The sequence below is a fragment of the Microbacterium sp. MDV22-iso44 genome, assembly GCF_058629135.1.
Map to the genome: position 1 here is coordinate 1 of NZ_JBZVWS010000002.1, position 22680 is coordinate 22680.

Here is a 22680-nt window from a genome sequence, read left to right on the forward strand (position 1 = left end):
TTCTCAAGGATCGGATGCTCCCACACCACCCCGCAGGGCTTCGTAGTGAGGCAACGTCACACTCTTCGCTCGACTCCCGAACGAGACGGCACGAAACGATCAGAAGATCATGTCGGGCTCATCACCACGGGGCTTCGAGGTGGAGTACCCATCCTAGACCATGAGGTCCTGTTCTCTCTAGGAGAGGTTTGGGATGGATTTGGTTCTCCGCTTGAGGGGGCTGGGAGGCCTTTCAGTCTCTCGCTCTTCCCTGTGGGGCGAACAAGTAATAAGTTACGCGGCGCTCCGGAGTCGGGCAAATCTGGCCCGCATCCCGGGCGTGTCGCCTGTGTTTCCGGGCGAACGCGAGAGGCCGCCCTCCCTCGTCGGGGTGGGCGGCCTCGGGAGACATCGGTCGTCAGGAGACGAACACGCCGGCCATCGTCTTCTTGCCGCGCCTAAGGACGGAGACACCACCGGGCAGCGAGCCCGTGATGACCTGTGCCTCGTCGACGACCTTCACACCGTCGACGGAGACACCGCCCTGCGAGATCGCGCGTCGCGCCTCACTCGCACTGGAGACCAGACCGGTGTCCAGAAGCGCCTGCACGACCGGGATCTCGCCGGCCGTCGCCACGTGCGGCAATTCCTCGAGCGCGGAGCGGAGCGTGGGCGCGTCGAGGGAGGTGAGGTCCCCCTGCCCGAAGAGCGCATCTGACGCGGCGGCGACCGCAGTCGCGGCATCCACCCCGTGCACCGTCGTCGTCACCTCCATCGCGAGACGACGCTGGGCCGCGCGCCGGAAGGGTTCGTCGGCGACAAGGCGCTCGTACTCCTCGATGTCGGCGCGCGTCAGGAACGTGAACACCTTCAGGCGAGCGATGACGTCGGCATCATCCGTGTTGAGCCAGAACTGGTACATCCGGTACGGGCTGCACATGTCGGCATCCAGCCATACCGCGTTGCCCTCGCTCTTGCCGAACTTCGTCCCGTCGCTGTTGGTGATCAGCGGCGTGCCGATGGCGTGCACGGACGTCCCCTCGACGCGGTGGATGAGATCCGTACCGCTCGTCAGGTTGCCCCACTGGTCGCTGCCGCCGGTCTGCAGGACGCAGCCGTACTGCCGGTACAACTCGAGGTAATCCATCCCCTGGAGGATCTGGTAGCTGAACTCGGTGTAGCTGATGCCCGCATCCGAGTTGAGTCGTGCGGCGACGGCATCCTTCTTCAACATCGTGCCGACCCGGTAGTGCTTGCCGACCTCGCGGAGGAAGTCGATCGCGCTCATCGGAGCGGTCCAGTCGAGGTTGTTGACCAGTCGCGCGGCGTTGTCGCCCTCGAAGCTCAGGAACCGTTCGACCTGGCCGCGCAGACGCTCGACCCACTCGGTGACGGTCTCGCGCGTGTTGAGCGTCCGCTCCGCCGTGGGCCGCGGATCGCCGATGAGACCGGTGGACCCGCCCACGAGCCCGAGCGGTTTGTGTCCAGCGAGCTGCAGACGCCGCAACAGGAGCAGCTGCACGAGGTTGCCGAGGTGCAGGCTGGGCGCGGTCGGGTCGAAGCCGCAGTAGTACGTGATCGGCGCTCCGGAGAGGAGTTCGCGAAGCGACGCTTCGTCGGTCGACACGTGCACGAGACCACGCCAGACGATCTCGTCCCACACATTCGCGAAGGACGGGTCGTTGACGGGCGCGAGAGCCGTCAGTTCGGCACTCGATACGGATTCAGACACGCCCTCCAGGCTATCAGCGGGGCTCCGGCCGATCAGTCCGGCGACACCTCGTCGTACAGGCCGATGATGTTGCCCTCGGAGTCCCGCAGGTACACCCACCGCGAACGCTCATCGAGGGGCTGGATCTCGCCCATCTGCTCCCCGCCCGCGGCGACCGCGAGCGCGACGGTGTCTTCGATGCGGTCGACCGTGAAGACGACGGTGGGATGCGGCAGCACGCCCCGCACGTGCAGGTCGCCGTTCGTCCCCTCGCCGTCGGGCTGCGTGATCGTCCCCATGTCGTCACCCCAGGGGGTGTAGTCGAAACCGAGCACGTCCTTGTAGAAGGCCTGCGCCCTCGGCATGTCGTCGACCGGGATCTCGAAGTGTTCCATTTTCGCCATGACCAGAGGCAAGCAGACCCCGGCATCCGCGGCAAGGGGTCAGGCGGCGGTGCCCCACCACAGGAGGAACGCTGCGCCCAGGGCAGTGACCCAGCTGACGAGACTGCCGATGAGGAAGTACTCCGCTCGCGTGCCGAGGTCGGTGTCTCGTGAGATCTCGGGGAAGCGCACGATCCCCTTCGCCGCGAGCACGGCGGCCAGGAGCGTGAACGCGCCGGTGACCGTCAGCGCGAACACGAGGACGCGCTCGAGCGGACCGATCAGACGCCCGCCCTTGAGCGCGGTGGGCGCATCGGGGGCGACCTCCCCGCCCCGGAGGGCGGCCCGGACGACGACGTTGCCGGACTCGGTCAGGAAGACGAGCGCGCCGAGCACGAACACGCCGACGTCGAGGCTCACGGCGCCGAGCGGTGACGCGACAGGCCACAGTTCGCCGAGAGGCCCCTGATCTTCGCGCACCCCTTGGAACGCGACCGCGCCGAGTGTCACGAGTGCCACCGCGACGAGCGGCCACAGCCCCGTACGGCCGCCGGCGGAGCCCGGAGTGGCGAGGATCCACATCGCGGCGGTCCCGGCAGCGACGAAAGCCCATACACCGGCATCCGCTCCCGACGCCACGATCAGCACGGCGAGCACGGCGACGACGAAGAACGCTGCGCGTCCGCGAGCCGGCGCGTGGAGTCGGATGAGATCCGCCAGACCCACGCCCAGGAGGACGATCCCGGCGCCGATCATGCGAGGTCCTCGCGCAGGTCGGCGAAGCCCGCGACGAGAGCGGCCGAACCCGCACTCGCCAGAGCCTGAGACACGGCAGGCTGCGTGATGCCCTCGGCATCCGCCAACTCGCGCTGGGTGCGACCGAGGCACCGGCCGTAGGTGAGGCGGCGAGCGCGCTCGCTCATCGACGCGACGAGTTCGTCCCTCGCGAGGAGGTAGGCGTTGGCGAGTGCCATGCGTTCGACCATGGCGGCATCCTCCCCCTGTGCTGCCGCAACACGCGTGCGCGCGTGCGGCACGGCGCGGTCTTGCAGCCGATGCGCATCGTCGATGGCCGCCCGGGCCGCCCACCAGCCGGGCCCGTCCGTGATGTCGCCGCCGACGGGATCGACGGCGCCGACACCCAGCCCGAATCGCAGTCCGATGCCCTCCGGCAGATGCAGCTGGATCAGCAACAGCGACGTCAACGCGGCGGCGAGTCCGGGGAACACCGCCTGGAACTCGTCGCCGACCGTCGGCGCGAGAGGGGACTCGCCCACGGGATGATCGTCGTGCACCTGGCGCGACGTATCGATGATCGCTCGCTGCGCGCCGGCACGGTCGGCGAGGGTACGGGATCCGACGATGTCGGCGATCACCGCGACGCGAGAAGTCATGCCCCGCAGACTACGTCGGTTATGACTCGGCATCAATAAGCTTTTTGCTTATTTGAGACGAGGCATAAGAACAATCGGGTCAGAGTTGCAGACTCCGAGCGAGCTCCTGAGCCCGCGCGACGAGATCCGCCCGCTGCTCGGCGACCCGGACGGGCGCGGTTCCCCCCGCGCCGTCGCGACTCGCGACCGAGCCCTCGACGGTCAGGACGTCACGGACTGCGGGATCGAGATGCGGCGACACCTCTGTCAGGAGCGCGTCATCCGCCTCCTCGAGTCCGATCCCCCGCTGCTCGCACGCCTGGACCAGTGCCCCTGAGATCTCGTGGGCGTCTCGGAACGGAACGCCCCGCTTGACGAGCCAGTCCGCCACGTCGGTGGCGAGGGAGAACCCCTCCGGCGCGGAGGCCACCATGCGGTCGGTGTGGAACCGCAGCGTCGCGATCATGCCCGCGAACGCCGGGAGCAGGACCTCGAGAGTCGTCACCGAGTCGAAGACGGGCTCCTTGTCCTCCTGCAGATCGCGGTTGTACGCGAGCGGAAGAGCTTTCAGGGTCGCGAGGAGTCCCGTGAGGTTGCCGATGAGACGACCCGACTTGCCTCGCGCGAGTTCGGCGATGTCGGGGTTCTTCTTCTGCGGCATGATGCTCGAGCCCGTCGAGAAGCCGTCGTCCAGACGCACGAAGGAGAACTCCCGCGTGTTCCAGATGATGATGTCCTCGGCGAAACGCGAGATGTCGACCCCGATCATCGCGGTCACGAAGGCGAACTCGGCGACCACGTCGCGTGCGGACGTGCCGTCCATCGAGTTCTCGGCCGGACGAGCCAGTCCCAGATCCTGCGCCACCGCCTGCGCATCGAGACCGAACGTCGCGCCCGCGAGCGCTCCCCCGCCGTACGGCGAGACGGATGCCCGCGCGGTCCAGTCGCGAAGACGCTCGAGGTCGCGGACGAGAGGCCAGGCGTGCGCCTGCAGGTGATGGGCGAGGAGGACGGGCTGAGCGTGCTGGAGATGCGTGCGTCCGGGCATGATCGCGGTGGGGTTCGCCTCGGCCTGCGCGACGATCGCGTCGATGACCCTCAGCAGGTCCCGCGCGATGACCCGCGAGTGATCGAGGAGATACAGACGCACGAGCGTGGCGATCTGGTCGTTGCGGCTGCGACCTGCGCGGAGCTTGCCCCCGAGTTCGGGGCCCACCTCCCGGATCAGAGCCGCCTCGAGGGCGCCGTGCACGTCCTCATCCGATTCGGCGGCGACGAGGTCGCCCGAGCGCACGGCATCGCGCAGGGCGTCGAGGCCCGCGTGCATCCGAGCCTCCTCGTCCGGCGTGAGGTATCCGGCGGACGCGAGTGCACGCGCGTGCGCGTGCGAACCGGCGAGATCGTATTCGGCGAGCGACCAGTCGAAGTGCGTGGAACGGCTCAGCGCGACGAGCTCCGGAGAGGGGCCCGTCGCGAACCGCCCGCCCCACAGTGCACCCTGATTCGTCGCCTCGCTCTTGCTCTCGCTCACGAGACCACCCTATCGGCGCCGGATGCCTCCTCCCGAGGCACCAGCCGGCGCGACAGCGACGCGAGCGCCCGCTCGAGCGGGCCCTGGCCGAGGGTCGCCGCCCACGCGGAGCAGAGGAGCACGGCGCCCAGGCAGAACCACCAGAAGAGACCGAGGTCACGGAACGCCCGGAGGTCGGTGGTGTCCCCGAAGACGGCGAGAGCGACGAGCGCCCACGCGAGGACCTGACCGACGTACGCCGTCAAAGGCATCGATCCGACGGCACGCAGCGGCGCCACGAGCCAGGTCACCGGCGTCCGGCAGAGCAGCAGACACGCGCCGATCACCGCGACCGCAAAGCCGCCTGACGCGATGACCTCCACGAGGCCGCCGCTGTGGGCCTCGGCGGAGAAGACCGCTTCCTCGTAAGAGCCCGACGCGACGCCGCCGGCCCCGACGACGGTCGAGAGGCCTCCCCCGACGACCACCGCCGCCACCCCCGAGGCCAGGATCGTCACCTGGATCGATGCGCTCCCGAGATCCGATCGCCCCAACGCCATCCCGGCGACCACGAAGGCGATCCAGAGGGGGAACGGGTAGGCCCACCCCGTGAGGAAGAAGAGCGTTCGGCCCGCGTCGGACCCCCAGACCGGCAGACCGTCGATGAGCGGCAGCACCCACGGCACGGCCAGGGCAACGGATGCCGCGATCGCCCAGAGCGCGCGAGCGGAGAGGGCGAGCAGCGGAACGGCGAGGAGGAACAGGATCCCGTACGCCTGCAGGATGACGTAGATCGGGACGCCCGTCTGCGTGAGCAGCAGACCCACCGCCCACACGGCGCCCGCACGGACGGCGAGTCGACGTCGGTCGACCCTCAACAGTCCGCCGCGGTGCGGCATCCGTCCACCCGTCATCAGCGCGATCGAGACACCCGCGAGGACGGCGAAGAGGATCGAGGATCGCCCGTTGACGAGATCGATCCACGTCGACGGGTCGGACAGCACGACGTCTTGCTCGATCGTCAGGAGATGCGCCGCGAGCATGCCGAACACGGCGAGCGCCCGGGCGAGGTCGATGCCGTGGAGCCTGGCGGGGCCGTTCCAGCTCCGCCAGGCATCCCTCACTGCTGCCGCAACAGCCACACCAGCAGCGCCTTCTGCGCGTGCAGGCGGTTCTCGGCCTCGTCCCAGACGACGCTCTGCGGTCCGTCGATCACGTCCGCGTCCACTTCGTATCCGCGGTCTGCGGGAAGGCAGTGGATGAAGACGGCGTCGTCCTGAGCGAGCGCCATCGTCTCCTGCGTCACCTTGTAGGAGCCCAGGTCCCGCAGGCGCGCGGTCTTCTCCTCTTCCTTCCCCATCGACACCCACGTGTCGGTCACGATGACGTCCGCACCGGCGGCTGCCTCGTTCGGGTCGGTGTAGAGCGTCAACGAGCCGCCGGTCTCAGCGGCGCGGCGGTCGGCGTCGGCGACGACGTCCGCGCGGGGTGCATAGTCCTCGGGCGAGGCGATGCGCACGTGCATCCCCGCGGTGACACCCGCCAGCGCGTAGGAGTGGGCCATGTTGGAGAGCCCGTCCCCGAAGAAGGCGAGAGTGAGACCCTTCAGCTCGCCCTTGTGTTCGCGGATCGTGAGCAGGTCGGCGAGCAGCTGGCAGGGGTGGAAGTCGTCGCTCAGCGCGTTGACCACGGGGACGCGCGTGTCCTTCGCCATCTCCTCGAGCCCGGCCTGCGCGTAGGTGCGCCAGACGATCGCGGCGACCTGGCGCTCCAGCACCCGGGCGGTGTCGGAGGGGGTCTCCTTGCCGCCGAGCTGGCTGTTCGCGGTCGAGATGATGAGCGGCGAGCCGCCGAGGTCTGCGATACCGACGGCGAAGGACACCCGCGTGCGCGTCGACGACTTGTCGAAGATGACGGCGACGGTCTGCGGGCCTGCGAGCGGCTTCTCCTTCCAGCGGTCGGCCTTCAGCTCGACGGCGAGGTCGAGGATCTCGGCCTGCTCGGCGGGGGTCAGGTCGTCGTCGCGCAGAAGGTGGCGGGTCATGCGGAAGCCTCCGGGGTGTCGTGGGTCGTATCGTCGAGCATGAGGGCGTCCTCGACCGTGGCGAGGGCGCGGGCGAACAGCGTCTGGAACTCGTCGATCTCGACGTCTCCGATGGTGAGCGCCGGAGCGAGACGGATCGTCGAGTCGTTGGCGGCGTTGACGATCAGGCCGTGCTGCTGGGCAGCGGCGACGACGGCTCCGGCGACGGGATGCCGGAGCGCGACACCGATCAGCAGCCCCTGGCCGCGGCATCCCTCCACCAGAGGGGAGCCGATCGCGCCGACCGCGTCGCGGACCTGGCGGCCGCGCTCGGTCGCCGCATCGACGAGGCCGGCGTTCTCGATCTCGTCGAGGACCGCGGACGCCACGGCGGTCGCGAGCGGATTGCCGCCGAACGTGGATCCATGGGTGCCGGGGTAGTAGAGGTCGCTCGCGGCACCGAAGGTGATGAGCGCGCCGATCGGGATGCCGTTGCCGATGCCCTTGGCGACCGTGATGGCATCCGGGGTGATGCCGGCGTGCTGGAAAGCGAACCACGCTCCGGTGCGCCCGGCGCCGGTCTGGATCTCGTCGATGATCAGCAGCGCGCCGTGACGACGGGTGATCTCCCGCGCGGCGACGAGGTAACCCTCGGGCAGCTCGAGCACCCCCGCCTCGCCCTTGATCGGCTCGACGAACAGCGCCGCGACGCGGTCGTCGATGGCCTCCTCGAGAGCCTCGATCGTCGAGTCGAGGAACTCGACTCCCGGGACCATGGGCTCGAAGGGCTGCTGCATGGCGGGCTTGCCGGTCAGGGCGAGCGTCCCCATGGTGCGGCCGTGGAAGGCGTTCTTCAGCGCGAGGATGCGGGGGCGGTCGGTGCCGCCGTGCAGCCGCGCGAGCTTGAAGGCCGCCTCGTTGGCCTCGGCACCGGAGTTGCCGAAGAAGACCCGGCCGGAGTCCCCCGTGCCGGCGAGGCGCTTCAGCCGTGCCGCCAGGCCGAGCTGGGGCGGAGTGGCGAAATAGTTCGAGACGTGCCCCAGAGTCGCCGCCTGGTCGGCGACGGCCTGCACGAAGACGGGGTGGGCGTGGCCGAGGGAGATCACTGCGATGCCGCCCAGGAAGTCGAGGTAGCGGGTGCCCTCGTCGTCCCACAGGTGCGCACCTTCGCCGCGCACGAGCAGAGCGAACCGGTCACCCGAGTTGAGGACGAGGTCGCGCGACGCGTCGTCCTTCCAGCCCAACGTCGTCTGCACGGTCATCCCGCCACCACCTCTGTTCCGATTCCGCGTTGTGTGAAGAGTTCGACGAGCACCGAATGCGGCTGGCGCCCGTCGATGATCGCCGCACGGTCGACGCCGCCGTCGACCGCGTCGAGGCAGGCCTGCATCTTGGGGATCATCCCCGACTCTAGGCTCGGCACCAGGGCGCGCAGCTCCGTCGCCGTCAGGTGCGAGACCAGCGAGTCGCGGTTGGGCCAGTCGGCGTAGAGGCCGGCGACGTCGGTGAGGATGACGAGCTTGACCGCGCCGAGAGCGACGGCGAGCGCCGCAGCCGCGGCATCCGCGTTGACGTTCAGGGAGCTGCCGGGCTGATCGACGTCCGGCGCGATCGACGAGACGACCGGCACCCGATCAGCGGCGAGGTGGTCGAGGATCGCCGTCGGGTCGACGCCGACGACGTCGCCCACGTGCCCGAGGTCGTGCTCGGCTCCGTCGACGACGACACCGCGACGGCGGCCCCGGAAGAGTCCGGCGTCCTCCCCCGACATCCCGGTCGCGAACGATCCGTGCGCGTTGATGCGCGACACGAGCTGCGGGTTGATCTGCCCCGCGAGGACCATGCGGACGACCCCGATCGCCTCGGTGCTCGTGACGCGGTAGCCGCCCTTGAACTCGCTGGGGATGGCGAGGCGGTCGAGCATGGTTGAGATCTGCGGTCCACCGCCGTGCACGACCACGGGCTTCACCCCGACGTGGTGGAGGTACGCGATGTCCTCGGCGAAGGCGGCCTGCAACTCCTCGCTGACCATCGCGTTGCCGCCGTACTTGATGACGACGATCTGATCGCGGAAGCGCTGGAGCCAGGGCAGGGATTCGACGAGGACCGCGGCCTTGCCGGCGGCCTCTTCGGGCGTGGTCTGCTGGATATCGGTCATGACGAGTAGGCGCTGTTCTCGTGGACGTAGTCGTGCGTGAGGTCGTTGGTGAGGATCGTCGCCGCGGCCCGGCCGACCCGCAGGTCGACGAGGATGTGCGTCGCGCGCGGAGTCAGGTCGACCTCCTCGCGGGGGCGGTCGGGACCGCCGGCCGTGCAGACTCGGACCCCGTTGAACGACACGTCGACGTCGTAGGGGTCGAAGGCGGCATCCGTCGTCCCGATCGCCGCCAGCACGCGCCCCCAGTTGGGGTCGTTGCCGAAGATGGCGGCCTTGAAGAGATTGTTGCGCGCGATCGAGCGGCCGACCGTGACGGCATCCTGTTCGTTCTCGGCGCCGACGACCTCGATCGTGATGTCGTGGCTCGCACCCTCGGCATCCCCCTGCAGCTGCGCGGCGAGGTCGAGGCAGAGCTCGGTGAGGGCCAGCGCGAACGCGGCCGGCTCGGGACGGATGCCGCTGGCTCCGCTCGCGAGGAGCGTCACCTGGTCGTTCGTCGACATGCACCCGTCGGAGTCGAGCCGGTCGAAGCTGACCCGCGTGGCCTCGCGGAGCGCGGCGTCTGCGGCCGCGGCATCCAGGTCGGCGTCGGTCGTGATGACGACGAGCATCGTCGCCAGGCCCGGGGCGAGCATGCCGGCGCCCTTGGCCATGCCGCCGATCGTCCAGCCGTCCTGCGAGACGACGGCGCGCTTGGGACGGGAATCGGTGGTCATGATGGCGAGGGATGCCGCGTCTCCCCCGTCGGCGGAGAGGGCGGCGACCCCCTTCGCGACACCGTCGAGGACCTTGCCGCGGAAGACCTCGTCACCGGTGCCGATGAGACCGGTCGAGCAGACGAGCACGTCACCTGCGCCGATCCCGAGGAGCTCGGCGGCCTTCTCGGCGGTCTGGTGCGTCGTCTGGAATCCGAAGGTCCCGGTGAAGCAGTTCGCTCCCCCGGAGTTGAGGACGATCGCCTCGACCACGCCGTCCCCGATGACCTGCTGCGACCACAGGATCGGGTTGGCCTTGGCGCGGTTGGTCGTGAAGACGGCCGCACCGACCTTCTTGGGCCCGCGGTTCACGACGACGGCGACGTCGTTCGCGCCCGTCGACTTGAGGCCTGCGGCGACGCCGGCCGCCTCGAATCCCTGTGCTGCCGTGACGCTCACGGTGCCACCCCGTTCACGCTCAGGCCCGTCGACTCGGTGAGACCGAGGGCGATGTTCATCGATTGGATCGCGGCACCGGCGGTGCCCTTCACGAGGTTGTCCACGGCGGCGACGACGACGACGCGTCCGGCGGCCCGGTCGATCGCGAGTCCGAGGAGCGCCGTGTTGGCGCCCAGCACGTCGGCCGTCCGCGGGAACGACCCCTCGGGCAGCAGGTGCACGAACGACTCGTCGGCGTACGCCGATTCCCACGCGCCCCGGATCTGCGCATCGGTGACACCGGGCGCGATGGGGGCCGTCGAGGTGGCGAGGATGCCGCGGGCCATGGGGACGAGGACCGGCGTGAACGAGATGCGGATGTCCGTCTCGGCCGGAGCGGCGGCGGCGAGCGCCTGCCGGATCTCGGGGATGTGCCGGTGCGTGCCGCCGACCGCGTACGGGTTGGCGGTGCCGAGGATCTCGGACGCGAGGAGGTTCGTCTTGAGGCTCTTGCCCGCCCCCGAGGGTCCGACGGCGAGCACCGTCACGATGTCGCCCGGGTCGATGACGCCGGCGGCGACACCGGGGGCGAGGCTCAGGGAGACGGTGGAGGCGTTGCACCCGGGCGCCGCGATGCGCCGCGCGCCGACGAGGGCGTCGCGCTGCTTCGCGGTTCCGGTGGGGAGTTCGGGGACCCCGTAAGCCCACGGCTCGGAGAACGCACCCCCGTAGAACGCGTCCCACGCGGCGGGGTCGGTGAGCCGGTGGTCCGCCCCGGCATCGATGACGAGAGGAACGCCCTCGAGCATGTCGGTGTACTGCGCGGACTGACCGTGCGGCAGGGCGAGGAAGACGACGTCGTGACCGGCGAGGATGTCGGGGGTCGTGTCCTGCAGCGTCAGGTGCGCGAGCGACCGGAGGTGCGGCTGGTGGTCGATGAGGGGCTGTCCGGCGTTGGAGTGCGCCGTGACGGTGCGGATCTCGACGTCGGGATGCGACGCGAGGAGGCGGAGGATCTCTCCACCCGCATAGCCGGAAGCGCCGGAGACGGCGACCGAGAAGGTCATGGATTCAACCTTATTGTCTGGAGTGAGCGGGGCCGAAGACGGCGACACCTGCGGCTCGATCCGCCGTGCGCGGAGAGCGGGAGGGGTCGCCTAGCGTCGGCGGTCGCCCAGACGTCGACGCGCGCGGACCACCGTCGAGACGGTGAGGGTCGCGGGCGAGGACATACCGCGACGGTAGCGCCGCGGCATCCGTCGTCGCAAATCGAGCTCAGCGCCCAGGCGGGAGCGCATCGATGAGAGCGAGCTCCTCGGCGCGTTCGAGACCCGCTGCGCGGGAACGGGCGACACCGCGTGCGCGCTCGTCCGCGAGGACGCGGTCGACCGTCTCGGAGAGGGGACGGATGCCGCCGCCCGCCGCCCGATAGGCGGCACCGCTCCGCGCGGCGAACCCGGGTACGTCGGCCGGGAGCCACAACGGGAACGACCGGGGCCCGGACCAGAAGGCGACGCCGTGACGCTCGAGCCAGTCGGTCGGCGCGGCGTGCATCTCGCCGGTGTGGCCGGCGGTCTCCCGCGCGACGGTGAGGACGTCCGCGAGGGGGTGCGAGTGACCGACCGCATCGACGACACCGTCGAACCCGCGCGCCCCCGATGCCACGACGAACGAGACCAGGTCGTCCACGTCGATCACCTGCGCGCGCAGCTCGGCGGCCTCGGGGACGAGGACGGGCTCCGCCCCGGCGGCGGCGAACCGCGCCGGCCAGTAGCCGAACCGATCCGTCGGGTCTCCGGGGCCCACGATGAGCCCCGGACGGACGATCGCCACGCGGGCGCCGAGCCCAACGGCAGCCTGCTCGCCGGCGACCTTGGCGCGGGCGTAGTCGTCCGGGTCGTCCTCGCCGAGAGGCTCCACCAGGCCCGCGTCCTCGTCGGCGCCCGGGGTGCTCGCGTCGGTATAGACGGACACGCTGGAGATGTACGTCGCGTGCGCGGCACGGTCACCGAGCGCGGATGCCGCGTGGGCGACGTGCGCCGGGACGGAGGAGACATCGACGATCTCATCCCAGTCGGTTCCGGCGAACGTGCGATACGCGTCCGGTTCGGCGTGGTCGAGCACGACGAGCTCGGCACCCTCCGGTGCCGTCCTACCGCCGCGACCGCTGACCGTCACGCGGGCGCCGCGGTCGAGCCAGGCCGCCGCGACCCGCCGGCCCACCCATCCTGTGCCGCCGAGGACGAGGACGCGGTCGCTCATGTCGTCGGGAGGGACCGGATGCGGTCGAAGAGCTCGGGTCCGGACCGGTCGAAGGTCCGCCCACCCAGGAAGACACCGAGGACGGCGGCACCGCATCCGACGATGAGGCCGACCGCGAGGGTCGCGAGACCCCAACCCGCCGGGCCTTGGACCATGCCGGTGACCGCGATGACGAGGACGGGGAGCGACAGCACGCCGATCACCGCCCACACGACGAAGACGAGGAGTCCGCTGACGAAGGTCTGGCCGGGGACGCTCTTGAACGGACTGTCCCCCGGCGCCGCGACGGGCGCGATGATCATCGCCGACGTCACCGCCGCCACCCCGTATCCGACCAGGAGGACCCCCAGGGATGCGCCGAGCACGAGTGCAAGACGCCCGGCATCCCCACTGAGGACGCAGCTCACGATCGAGACGATGACGACGAGAGGGATGCCGAGGCTCGCCGCGCCGAGGAGACGTCCAAGACGGTCGTCTCGGCCGCGGATGCCCGTCGCGAGGACCGTCGCGTACGCCGTGCCGTCGTAGGAGATGTCGGCGTATCCACCGATCGCGAGCATGAAGGCCACGAGGACCGGGGACGCCGCGAACCCGAATCCGTCGACGCCGCCGATGAAGGCGAACAGGATCGGGAAGATCGGGACCACGAGCAACTGCCGGAGGTACCGCGGGTCGCGGAGCCACGCGTTGAGCGAACGGGCCCACGTCGCACCGACACCGCCGGTGGGCATGACGCCGAACAGACCGAGCTTGCCGGCGGCCACCTGCCGGCTCGACTGCCGCGGCGGGGCGGATGTCGACCGGTCGACGGCGCGGGACCAGGCCCACCCGAGGACGGCGAGGGTCGCGAGTGCGATAGCCACCCGAGCGAGGGCGAGCACTCCCTCGCCCGCGGCGAGCGCCGGCGCCACACCCCAGGCGGCGCCGAGCGGCGTCCAGGGCAGCACGGCGGCGGCGGCGCCGAAGCGATCGCCCAACGACCCCGTCCCCCCGTCGAGAAGGGCGAGGATGCCGGTGATGAGCGGGCCCGAGAGCATGATGACCACGAGCACGATCGTCCCGATGAGCTCCCGACCGCGCCGATTCCCGCCCATGCCGCCGGAGAGCTCTCCCACGAGTCGCGAGGCGACGACGCAGATCGCGACCCCGATGAGCGCGGCGGGGATGCCCGCGAGCGCCGCCAGCGGCCAGCGCAGCCACAGGATGACGGAGATCAGGGCGACGAGCGTCGTGACGACGCCCGGGATGCCGGTGATCCCCGTACCGGCGAGCGCGAGCATCGTCTGTCGTCGCGTGAACGGGAAGGGGGCCAGGCGACGCGCATCGATCGAAGTGTCCATGCCGGTCGCGACGATGGGGGCGACGACCCATCCGAGGATCAGTGCGCTCCCCCCGAGGATGCTGACGCCGGCCGCGGCGTCGAGGGAGCCGAAGATGCTGAGCGAGATGATGCCCGCCGTCACGGAGGCCAGGATCCCGAGACCCCACAAGGCGCCGAAGATGAACCCGACGAGCTGCCAGGGCCGTCGGGCGAGCGTGTTGAAGAGCGCCCGGTACCGGAGCTTCAGGACTGTCGCAACCACTGCGGCCCCTCACTCGTGTGACGGCCGCCGACGAGCTCGACGAAACGGTCCTGCAGGGTCTGCCCCGCGCGGACCTCGTCGACCGTACCCGCGGCGAGGACCCGTCCGGCCGCGATGACCGCGACGTGGTCGCACATGCGCTGGACGAGGTCCATCGAGTGGCTCGAGACGATCACCGATCCGCCCGACGCCGTGTACCCGCGCAGCACGTCTTCGATGTTGGCGGCCGAGACGGGGTCGACGGATTCGAACGGTTCGTCGAGGACGAGCAGTCGTGGTGCGTGCACCAGTGCGCACGCGAGGGCGACCTTCTTGGTCATACCGGCCGAGTAGTCAGCGACGATCGTCCCGGCCGCGGGGCGCAGATCCATGAGGTCGAGGAGGTCGGAGACACGGGGCGCGATCTCCGGGCGCGGAAGCCCGAACATCATCGCCGTGTAGGTGATGAGCTGCTCCCCGGTGAGACGGTCGAAGAGCCGAATGCCGTCGGAGAGGTTGCCGATCACGCGCTTGGCAGCGACCGGGTCGCGCCACACGTCGATCCCGTGCACCCAGGCGCCGCCCGCATCCGGACGCAAAAGCCCCGTCGCCATCGACAACGTGGTGGTCTTGCCCGCCCCGTTCGGGCCCACGAGGCCGTAGAACGAGCCGGACGGTACGACCAGATCGATGCCGGCGACCGCCGGAGTCGACCCGAACTGCTTCACCAGGCCGGAGAGATGGAGGGCGGGGACGCTCTGTTGCTCGCTCACGCGGCGAGCCTAGCGAACGGGCGTGTCGCGATGTCCACCCCACCTGGCAGGGTGAGGGGATGCTGCGCACGCTCGCCGTCTCCGGTTACCGATCCCTCCGCGACATCGTGCTGCCCCTCGAAGCGCTCACGGTCGTGACGGGCCCGAACGGCTCGGGCAAGTCCAACCTCTACCGCGCGCTGCGTTTACTGGCATCCGCTGCGCGCGGCGACCTCGTCGGAGCCGTCGCACGCGAGGGAGGTCTGCCGTCCCTGCTGTGGGCTGGGCCGGAGGAAGGTGGCGATCAGGGCACCGTGCGTCGGGGCCCGATCGCGGTGCAGCTCGGGTTCGCGTCGGACGAGCTCGGATACCTCGTCGACCTCGGCATCCCCCAGATCTCCCAGGAGAGCGTGTTCGCCCGTGACCCCGAGATCAAGCGGGAGCAGGTCTTCGCCGGCCCCCTGGCCAAGCCGGCGACCCTTCTGATCGACCGGCTCCGAACGCAGACCCGCGTTCGGGACGGCGCGTGGGTGAGTCTCGACCAGAAGCTCGCTCCGTTCGAGAGCATCATCACGGACCTGGCCGACGGCGACACCGCCCCGGAGCTGCTGGGGCTCCGACGGATGATGAACGGCTGGCGCTTCTACGACCACTTCCGGGTGGATGCGGACGCCCCCGCCCGCCGTCCCCAGGTCGGTACGCGGTCGCCGCTCCTCGCCCACGACGGGTCGAACCTCGCGGCGGTCTGGGCCACGGTCCACGACATGGGCTTCGGGCATCAACTCGATCGCGCCGTCGACGACGCGTTCCCCGGCAGTCGCGTGCGCGTCGAGGCGACCGACGGCGTGCTGCGACTCACCGTCAGGCAGTCGGGGCTCCTGCGACCCCTGGACGCGGCCGAACTCTCGGACGGGACCCTCCGTTACCTGCTCCTGTGCGCGGCGCTCCTGCCCGCCAGGCCCGCACCCCTCACGGTCCTCAACGAGCCGGAGTCGAGCCTTCACCCGAGCCTGCTCGAACCGTTGGCGCATCTCGTGCGGGCGGCATCCGAGCAGACGCAGGTCATCCTGGTGTCGCACGCGTCCGGGCTCGTCGACGCGATACCCGATGCCAACCGGGTCTCTCTCGAGCGGTACAGCAACGGCACGGCCGTCGAGGGACGGGGCCGATTGGACGGCACGCCGTGGAACTGGGGCAAGCGCTGAGCAGCCCCCTCGACGGATAGCGTTACGGGATGCCGCCACTCGCCGTCCCCGGTCCGATCCCGACGCGCTCCGGGCCCGTCACGGGCCTCCGCGACGGCGACGTCATCCGCTACCGGGGAATCCCCTACGCGACCGCCGCCCGCGGGGAGGCGCCCGTGGCGGCACCGGCCGGACGCGCAGTGCTCAGCGCGGTGACTCCGGCGCCTGCCTGCCCGCAGCCGTCGTCGCGGATCCTTGACACCCTCCTGGAGGGCGCCCTCGACGGTGTGAGCCAGTCCGAGGACTGCCAACGCCTGTCGATCACGCTGCCGGCGGACCTCGATCCCGGTGAGGTCGTTCCCGTCATCGTCTGGTTCCACGGCGGCGGATACACGACGGGTGCCGGCGACCTCGAGATCTACGACCCCCGCGCGCTCGTCGTCGAGCAGCGCGTCATCGTCGTCGCCGTGACCTCGCGGTTGGGGCTGCTGGGGTTCGGCGGCGGCGGATCCGGCCCGAGGCATCCGCAGGACGGACCGCCCGCCAACCTGGGCCTGCTGGATCAGATCGAAGCGTTGCGCTGGATCCACGCGTCGATCGGCGCGTTCGGTGGGGATCCGACAACCCTCACCGCGATGGGCCAGTCCGCGGGCGCCGACGCGATCCTGCATCTCCTGATCAGCGAGGGGGCGCGCGGACTCATCCGCAGGGCCATCGTGCAGAGCCCGCCCCTCGGCGTCACCGGCGGACGGGAGCGCATGTTCCGAGCGATGGCGCGCGTGACGCGGGCGCTCGCCCCCGACGCCGCGACCGATGCGGTGCTGCGGCGGCAGTCCGGGGCGGAGCGCGCCTCCTGGCCGTTCGGCATCCGTTCGGGGCTTCCGTGGGGTCCGCGCTACGGTCATGCTCCCCTTCCGACCGAAGCGCAGCGGGATGCCGCGTGGCAAGCCGTCGCATCGGACGTCGACCTGCTCATCGGCACGACGCGCGAAGAGATCGCGATGTACCTGCCGGCGCTGCCCGTGGTCGCGCCGCTCCTGCGGGCTCCCGTCCTGGGGCGCGCTCTCCGAGCGCTGCTCATGCGCGCGATGGTGGGGCCGCTGACCCGCGTCGTCTACACGCGGCCCGTGCGGGCATTCGTCGATCGCCACCGAGCGGCGGGCGGTCGCGCCGTGCGGTACCTGCTGGAGGCAGCACCCGAGTCCAGTCCGATCGGAGTCGGACACACCGTCGACGTCCCGCTGGTGCTCGGAACCCGCGATGCCTGGACGCGGACGAGCCTCGTTCCGCCCGACGCCTGGGCCGAAGTCGACGCGCGCGGGCGCGCGGTGCGGAGTGTCTGGGCTGACTTCGCGCGGACCGGCACCGTCGCACCCGACGCGGATGCCGATGCCTGCGGTATGCGCTTCGATCGCGGCTGACCGCAGCACACCCCGCAGGGTGATCGGATCAGTCGCGGATCGCGGCTCCATGCCGCTCGGCCGCGACCGCGACGCCCGCGAGCTTCGCGTCCGTCGCCTCCGCGGCGGTCAGCGTGCGGTCGTCGGCACGGAAGCGCAGGGCGAACGTGAGGCTCTTCGAGCCGTCCGGCAGACCGGTACCCCGGTAGTCGTCGACGAGGCGGATGTCCTCGAGGAGGGGGCCGGCCCCGTCGACGAGCGCGTCGCGCACCGCGCCGGCGGCGAGGTCGGCGGCCACGACGAGCGAGACGTCCTGCGTCGCGGCCGGATAGGTCGCGAGCGAGGGCGCGGCATCCGGTGCTGGCGTGAGTGCGAGCACCGCGTCGAGGTCGAGCTCGGCGACGAAGGCACGGCCGTGCAGGTCAGCGGCCTCCGCGACGGCCGGGAGCAGCTCGCCGACGTAACCGACCTCGGTGTCCCCGACGAAGAGCGAACCGGCGCGTCCGGGGTGGAGCGCCGCACGCTGGGACTGGCGGACCTCGATCGCGACCCCGGCCGCCGCGGCGACCGTCTGGACCGCACCGAGCGCATCGGCGAGGTCGAAGGCGACCGCCGACTGGCCGGGGCGCTTCACCAGGGCGTTGCCGTGCAGCAGGACGGCGACGTGCCGGGGCTGCGGCGGGATCGATGCGTGCAGTGCGGCGAGCGTGGCCTCATCGGGCAGCTGCGCGAGCGGCGGCACGGTGGTGGTGCCGTACTCGACGCCCTCGACCGGTGCGAACACCGTGCCGGTCTCGAAGAGGGCGACGTCGGTGAAGCCGCGGGAGACGTTCCGGTGCGCGATCTGCAGAAGACCGGGAAGAAGCGAACGCCGCAGGAAGGGCGCCTGACCGTCGAGCGGGTTGGCGAGCCTGATGGAGGGCAGGTGCTCTCCCGCCGCCGAACCGTGCAGGTCGTTCTGATCCTCGGTCGTGAACGGGAACGCGACGACCTCGACGTGACCGGAGGCAGCCAACGCGTTTGCGACGCGACGACGTCCGCGCTGCGCAGCCGTGAGACCGCGTCCGGAGGGAGGCGTCGGGAGGATGGACGGGATCCGATCGAGCCCGTGCAGGCGCGCGACTTCTTCGGCGAGCGTCCACCGGTCGGTGAGGTCGGGGCGCCAGGAGGGCGGGATGACCTCCCAGCCGCCGTCGGCGTCGATGACCTCGCACCCGATGGTCTCGAGCGCGCCGACGATCTCGTCGGTCGTGTAGTCGACGCCGATGAGGCCGCTGACGAACGACTCGGGGAGGTCGACGGACGGGACGAAAACCTCGGCGAAGAGTGCGCCGCCCGTGGTCGTGTCGAGCGTGCCGCCGGCGAGTTCGACCATCAGGTCGGCGACGCGGCGTGCCGCGACGAACGGGATGAGCGGGTCGACGCCGCGCTCGAAGCGCCGGGACGCCTCGCTGGGCAGCTTGTGCCGACGCGCCGTGCGGGCGATCGACACCGGGTCGAAGATGGCCGCCTCGATGAGGACGTTGCGCGTGGCATCCCCCATCTCGGTCTTGCCGCCGCCCATGACGCCCGCCAGGCCGATGGGGCCCGACTCGTCGGTGATGAGCAGGTCCTCGGCGTCGAGGGTGCGCTCCTTGCCGTCGAGGGTCGTGAGCTTCTCCCCTGCCGAGGCGCGGCGGACGGTGATGCCGCCGGTGAGCGTGTCGAGGTCGTAGCCGTGGATCGGGTTGCCCAGTTCGAGCATCACGTAGTTGGTGATGTCGATCAGGATGCCGAGCGAGCGGATGCCGGCGAGCGACAGGCGCGCGGTCATCCAGGGCGGCGTCGGCCGGGACGGGTCGACGTCGCGGACGATGCGCACGACGAACTCGCTCGCACCGGGTTTGCCGTGGATGGGAGCCGCGTCGTCGACGGTGATGTCGAACCCGCCGGTGGGCTGCTCGAGCTCCTCGAAGGGGCGCAGGCCGGGGTCGGTGAAGCGGGCTCGGGTCGCGTGCGCGTACTCGCGTGCCGCACCGCGGATCGAGAGCGCGTACCCGCGGTCGGGCGTGACATTGATGTCGACGGCGACGTCGTCGAGGCCGAGGAGGGCGATCGCGTCGGTCCCGACCTCGGGGTCGAGGCCGAGTTCCGTCAGGCGGAGGATGCCGGAGTGCTCCTCCCCCAGGCCGAGTTCCTTGGCGGAGGCGATCATGCCGTCCGAGACATGGCCGTACGTCTTCCGCGCCGCGATCGGAAACGGGCCGGGCAGGACGGCTCCCGGCAGCGTCACGACGACTTTGTCGCCCTCGAAGAAGTTGCCGGCGCCGCAGACGATGCCGCGGACGCCGCCGTTCGCCTCGCCGACGTCGACCTGGCACCACCGGATGGTCTTGCCGTTGGACTGCGGCTCGGCCTCGAACGAGACGACGCGTCCGACGACGATCGGACCGGTGAGGTCGAACGCGTGGACGTCCTCCTCCTCGAATCCGACGGAGACGAAGGAGGCGAGGACGTCCTCGGGGGTCGTGCCTTCGGCCACATCGACGTATTCGCCGAGCCAAGAGAGCGGGACGCGCATCAGACCACCATTCCGAACTGCTCGCTGAAGCGGACATCGCCCTCGGCCATGTCGCGCATGTCCTGCACATCGCTGCGGAACATCAGCGTCCGCTCGATGCCCATGCCGAAGGCGAAGCCCGAGTACACCTCGGGGTCGATGCCGGCGGCGCGGAGGACGTTGGGGTTCACCATCCCGCATCCACCCCACTCGATCCAGCGCGCGCCACCGGGGAAGGTGGGGTGCCAGAGGTCGAGCTCGGCGGACGGCTCAGTGAAGGGGAAGTAGTTGGTGCGGAACCGGGTCTTCGCCTCGGCACCGAACAAGACCTTCGCGGCGTGGTCGAGGGTGCCCTTGAGGTGCGCCATCGTGATGCCCTTGTCGATCACGAGCCCCTCGAACTGCGTGAAGGCAGGGAGGTGCGTCGCATCGAACTCGTCGGTGCGGTAGACCCGGCCCGGGCAGAGGATGTAGATCGGCACGTCGCGCTCGAGCATCGAGCGGACCTGCACCGGGCTCGTGTGCGTGCGCATGACGAGGTGGCGGGCGACCGGGTCGACGAAGAACGTGTCCTGCATCTGCCGCGCCGGGTGATCGGGCGCGAAGTTGAGGGCGTCGAAGTTGAACCACTCGTGCTCGAGTTCGGGTCCTTCCGCGATCTCCCACCCCATGCCGACGAAGAGGTCGGCGATCTCCTCCTGGAGGAGGGAGATGGGATGCCGCGCCCCGACCCGTCCGCGCGGGGCGACCGCCGTGATGTCGACGCGTTCGGCTTCGAGCTTCGCTGCGGTCTCGGCGGCGGCGAGCTCGGCCTCTCGAGCCGCGAGCGCCTGGTTGACGCGACCGCGAGCCTGACCGACGAGCTTGCCCGCCGCGGCCTTCTGGTCGTTCGGCACGTTCCGCATCTGCGCGTTGAGCCGCGCGAGGGGTGACCCCTCCGCGGTGTGAGCCGATCGTGCCGCCTTGAGGGCAGCCGTGTCGGGTGCGGCGGCGAAGGCTGCCAGCGCGTCAGCGACGGCGGCATCCACCGCCTCGGGGGTGATCTCGGGTGCGTCGGACACGAGAGACGAGTCTACCGGCGGGCCGGAGTGCGGCCCGCCGGTAGGACGTCAGACTGCCCGGCCGGTACCCGCGTCTTTCGAGCTCGCCTTCAGCTGAGCGGCGATGAGCTCGGTGTCGGTGGTCTCGTGAAGAGGCCGAGCCGCCGCCGCGACGGGAGTGCCCGGAGTACGGCTGAGACGCTTCTCGACCAGCTTGGCGACACCGGACAGCGCGAGACACAGACCGATGTAGATGATGCCTGCGACGATCGTCGCCTGCACGATGGGGCGGTCGAGTGAGTTCTGCGAGCCGAGGTACTTCGCGTAGAAGAGGAGCTCCTCGTACGTGATGATGAAGCCGAGCGCGGTGTCTTTCAAGGTGACGACGAGCTGAGCGATGATCACGGGCATCATCGCGCGGATCGCCTGGGGCAGAAGCACGAGACGCATGACGCCCGCCTTCCGCAGACCGAGCGCGTATCCCGCCTCCGACTGCCCACGGGGCAGCGACTCCACTCCCGCTCGGATCACCTCGGCAAGGACCGAACCGTTGTAGACGATGAGAGCGATGACGACGACCCAGTACCCCTCGATCCGGATACCGATCACCGGCATCCCGTAATAGAGGAGGAACATCGTCACGAGCACCGGCACCGCGCGCAGGAATTCGACGACGGCGGCGACCGGGAGACGAACCCATGCGTGATCCGAGAGGCGTCCGATTGCGAGGATGAATCCGAGCGTGAGAGCACCGACCGCGGCCACGCCAAAAGCAGCCAAGGTGCGGCCCGCCGCAAGGAGGAACTGCTCCCAGATGCGGGTGTAAGTGAACGCGTTCCACTTCTCGGCGGAGAACTGACCCGTGGCTGCGAGACGCCACACGAGGAAGCCGATAACGGCCGCAACCACGAGGACGACCGCCACACCGATGATGCGGTTGCGTGCGATCGCCCGGGGGCCGGGGACGTCGTAAAGGACGCTGCTGCTCATCGCGCCACCTTCCATCGGTTCTCGAGTGTCCGTTGACCCCACGAGAGAAGCAGGACAAGGGCGACGAAGATGACCATGACGCAGATGATGACGACGAGCTGGTTCTCGCCTCGCTCGCTCAGCCAGTCGCGGGCGGAGCCGAGGTTCATGACCGAGAACCCGGCAGCGACGGTCGTGTTCTTCAGTAGTGCGATGAAGACGCTCATCATCGGCGGGATGACGGATCTGAACGCCTGCGGGAGCACGACGAGCGACATGACCTGTCCGAAGGTCAGGCCGAGTGCTCGCGCAGCCTCGGCTTGACCGACCGGCACCGTGTTGATGCCGGAGCGCACCGTCTCGGCTACGTACGTGGCCGTGTAGATCCCGAGCGCCGCCACGGCGAACACCACCTGCACGCCGCCGCTCGACCTGATGTCGAGAAGCGGAGGAAGGGTGAAGGCGAATCCGAAGAAGACGAGGGTCAGCGGTGTGTTGCGGATCGTGTTGACGTAGAACGTGCCCACGGCACGCGCGATCGGCACCGGCGAGACGCGCATCGCGCCGACGATGATTCCGAGGATGAGGGCGATCAGCCCGCCCCCGAAGAAGAGGACGAGCGTGCCGAGGAGCGCTTCACCCCAGAAGTCGAGGTTGTCGGTGATGACGCCCATGGGGTCCTTTCGAACGTCTCAAGTGAGG

The 22680-nt window shown here is 70.1% G+C and carries 20 protein-coding genes; 2 read left to right on the forward strand and 18 right to left on the reverse strand.

Annotated elements, in window-relative coordinates; all coding sequences use genetic code 11:
- Window positions 1-397 precede the first annotated feature (397 nt).
- From tyrS to AC4NN1_RS06760, 14 genes are all read right to left on the reverse strand, one after another.
- Window positions 398-1711, reverse strand: coding sequence for a tyrosine--tRNA ligase (gene tyrS, locus AC4NN1_RS06695; RefSeq protein ID WP_116228437.1), 1314 nt, complete (start codon window positions 1709-1711; stop codon window positions 398-400).
- 32 nt (window positions 1712-1743) lie between these two features.
- Window positions 1744-2094, reverse strand: coding sequence for a VOC family protein (locus AC4NN1_RS06700; protein ID WP_231370949.1), 351 nt, complete (start codon window positions 2092-2094; stop codon window positions 1744-1746).
- Between the two features lie 39 nt (window positions 2095-2133).
- On the reverse strand, window positions 2134-2829 hold the full coding sequence (locus tag AC4NN1_RS06705; RefSeq protein WP_116228436.1) for a hypothetical protein: 696 nt from the start codon (window positions 2827-2829) through the stop codon (window positions 2134-2136).
- On the reverse strand, window positions 2826-3467 hold the full coding sequence (locus AC4NN1_RS06710; RefSeq protein WP_116228435.1) for a SatD family protein: 642 nt from the start codon (window positions 3465-3467) through the stop codon (window positions 2826-2828). The genes AC4NN1_RS06705 and AC4NN1_RS06710 overlap by 4 nt, the downstream gene beginning before the upstream one ends.
- A 79-nt stretch (window positions 3468-3546) precedes the next feature.
- Window positions 3547-4977, reverse strand: coding sequence for an argininosuccinate lyase (argH, locus tag AC4NN1_RS06715; RefSeq protein ID WP_311859534.1), 1431 nt, complete (start codon window positions 4975-4977; stop codon window positions 3547-3549).
- On the reverse strand, window positions 4974-6098 hold the full coding sequence (locus AC4NN1_RS06720; RefSeq protein ID WP_491954875.1) for a DUF418 domain-containing protein: 1125 nt from the start codon (window positions 6096-6098) through the stop codon (window positions 4974-4976). Before AC4NN1_RS06720 ends, argH begins: the two co-directional genes overlap by 4 nt.
- The gene (gene argF, locus AC4NN1_RS06725) at window positions 6077-7000 is read right to left on the reverse strand and encodes an ornithine carbamoyltransferase (protein ID WP_491954876.1); all 924 of its coding nucleotides are present in this window, start codon (window positions 6998-7000) and stop codon (window positions 6077-6079) included. The genes AC4NN1_RS06720 and argF overlap by 22 nt, the downstream gene beginning before the upstream one ends.
- Entirely contained in the window at window positions 6997-8241 is a 1245-nt protein-coding gene (locus AC4NN1_RS06730; RefSeq protein ID WP_491954877.1) for an acetylornithine transaminase, read from the reverse strand. The genes argF and AC4NN1_RS06730 overlap by 4 nt, the downstream gene beginning before the upstream one ends.
- Window positions 8238-9137, reverse strand: a complete 900-nt coding sequence (gene argB / locus AC4NN1_RS06735; RefSeq protein WP_018187244.1) for an acetylglutamate kinase — start codon at window positions 9135-9137, stop codon at window positions 8238-8240. The genes AC4NN1_RS06730 and argB overlap by 4 nt, the downstream gene beginning before the upstream one ends.
- Window positions 9134-10291: a bifunctional glutamate N-acetyltransferase/amino-acid acetyltransferase ArgJ gene (gene argJ / locus AC4NN1_RS06740; protein ID WP_116228430.1), complete on the reverse strand. Its 1158-nt coding sequence runs from the start codon at window positions 10289-10291 to the stop codon at window positions 9134-9136. Before argJ ends, argB begins: the two co-directional genes overlap by 4 nt.
- Complete coding sequence (gene argC / locus AC4NN1_RS06745) at window positions 10288-11337, reverse strand: N-acetyl-gamma-glutamyl-phosphate reductase (protein WP_018187242.1); 1050 nt, start codon at window positions 11335-11337, stop codon at window positions 10288-10290. The genes argJ and argC overlap by 4 nt, the downstream gene beginning before the upstream one ends.
- A gap of 208 nt (window positions 11338-11545) precedes the next feature.
- A complete protein-coding gene (locus tag AC4NN1_RS06750) occupies window positions 11546-12532 on the reverse strand; it encodes an NAD-dependent epimerase/dehydratase family protein (protein WP_491954878.1) in 987 nt (328 codons plus the stop codon).
- The gene (locus tag AC4NN1_RS06755) at window positions 12529-14115 is read right to left on the reverse strand and encodes a hypothetical protein (protein ID WP_491954879.1); all 1587 of its coding nucleotides are present in this window, start codon (window positions 14113-14115) and stop codon (window positions 12529-12531) included. Before AC4NN1_RS06755 ends, AC4NN1_RS06750 begins: the two co-directional genes overlap by 4 nt.
- The gene (locus AC4NN1_RS06760) at window positions 14097-14867 is read right to left on the reverse strand and encodes an ABC transporter ATP-binding protein (RefSeq protein WP_018187239.1); all 771 of its coding nucleotides are present in this window, start codon (window positions 14865-14867) and stop codon (window positions 14097-14099) included. The genes AC4NN1_RS06755 and AC4NN1_RS06760 overlap by 19 nt, the downstream gene beginning before the upstream one ends.
- 59 nt (window positions 14868-14926) lie before the next feature.
- Between AC4NN1_RS06760 and AC4NN1_RS06765 the strand changes: the two genes are divergently transcribed.
- On the forward strand, window positions 14927-16051 hold the full coding sequence (locus AC4NN1_RS06765) for an AAA family ATPase (protein ID WP_491954880.1): 1125 nt from the start codon (window positions 14927-14929) through the stop codon (window positions 16049-16051).
- A gap of 29 nt (window positions 16052-16080) precedes the next feature.
- Window positions 16081-17451, forward strand: coding sequence for a carboxylesterase family protein (locus AC4NN1_RS06770; RefSeq protein ID WP_491954881.1), 1371 nt, complete (start codon window positions 16081-16083; stop codon window positions 17449-17451).
- A 28-nt stretch (window positions 17452-17479) separates the two neighbouring features.
- Here the strand turns inward: AC4NN1_RS06770 and pheT are convergent, their stop codons facing one another.
- The 4 genes from pheT to AC4NN1_RS06790 are packed head-to-tail and all read right to left on the reverse strand — an operon-like array spanning window position 17480 to window position 22652.
- Window positions 17480-19990, reverse strand: a complete 2511-nt coding sequence (gene pheT / locus AC4NN1_RS06775; protein WP_336123392.1) for a phenylalanine--tRNA ligase subunit beta — start codon at window positions 19988-19990, stop codon at window positions 17480-17482.
- A complete protein-coding gene (gene pheS, locus AC4NN1_RS06780) occupies window positions 19990-21030 on the reverse strand; it encodes a phenylalanine--tRNA ligase subunit alpha (RefSeq protein ID WP_020098315.1) in 1041 nt (346 codons plus the stop codon). The genes pheT and pheS overlap by 1 nt, the downstream gene beginning before the upstream one ends.
- A 48-nt stretch (window positions 21031-21078) precedes the next feature.
- Window positions 21079-21999 carry an amino acid ABC transporter permease gene (locus tag AC4NN1_RS06785; protein WP_491954882.1) on the reverse strand — a complete coding sequence of 307 codons (921 nt, stop codon included), beginning with the start codon at window positions 21997-21999 and terminating at the stop codon, window positions 21079-21081.
- Entirely contained in the window at window positions 21996-22652 is a 657-nt protein-coding gene (locus tag AC4NN1_RS06790; RefSeq protein WP_491954883.1) for an amino acid ABC transporter permease, read from the reverse strand. The genes AC4NN1_RS06785 and AC4NN1_RS06790 overlap by 4 nt, the downstream gene beginning before the upstream one ends.
- Between the last annotated feature and the right edge of the window lie 28 nt (window positions 22653-22680).

Bases quoted from the DNA above. Each gene is read 5' to 3' on its own strand.
- AC4NN1_RS06700 (WP_231370949.1), bottom strand. From the start codon at position 2,094: ATGGCGAAAATGGAACACTTCGAGATCCCGGTCGACGACATGCCGAGG.
- AC4NN1_RS06705 (WP_116228436.1), bottom strand. From the start codon at position 2,829: ATGATCGGCGCCGGGATCGTCCTCCTGGGCGTGGGTCTGGCGGATCTC.
- AC4NN1_RS06710 (WP_116228435.1), bottom strand. From the start codon at position 3,467: ATGACTTCTCGCGTCGCGGTGATCGCCGACATCGTCGGATCCCGTACC.
- argF (WP_491954876.1), bottom strand. From the start codon at position 7,000: ATGACCCGCCACCTTCTGCGCGACGACGACCTGACCCCCGCCGAGCAG.
- AC4NN1_RS06730 (WP_491954877.1), bottom strand. From the start codon at position 8,241: ATGACCGTGCAGACGACGTTGGGCTGGAAGGACGACGCGTCGCGCGAC.
- argB (WP_018187244.1), bottom strand. From the start codon at position 9,137: ATGACCGATATCCAGCAGACCACGCCCGAAGAGGCCGCCGGCAAGGCC.
- argC (WP_018187242.1), bottom strand. From the start codon at position 11,337: ATGACCTTCTCGGTCGCCGTCTCCGGCGCTTCCGGCTATGCGGGTGGA.
- AC4NN1_RS06750 (WP_491954878.1), bottom strand. From the start codon at position 12,532: ATGAGCGACCGCGTCCTCGTCCTCGGCGGCACAGGATGGGTGGGCCGG.
- AC4NN1_RS06765 (WP_491954880.1), top strand. From the start codon at position 14,927: ATGCTGCGCACGCTCGCCGTCTCCGGTTACCGATCCCTCCGCGACATC.
- AC4NN1_RS06770 (WP_491954881.1), top strand. From the start codon at position 16,081: ATGCCGCCACTCGCCGTCCCCGGTCCGATCCCGACGCGCTCCGGGCCC.
- pheT (WP_336123392.1), bottom strand. From the start codon at position 19,990: ATGCGCGTCCCGCTCTCTTGGCTCGGCGAATACGTCGATGTGGCCGAA.
- AC4NN1_RS06785 (WP_491954882.1), bottom strand. From the start codon at position 21,999: ATGAGCAGCAGCGTCCTTTACGACGTCCCCGGCCCCCGGGCGATCGCA.
- AC4NN1_RS06790 (WP_491954883.1), bottom strand. From the start codon at position 22,652: ATGGGCGTCATCACCGACAACCTCGACTTCTGGGGTGAAGCGCTCCTC.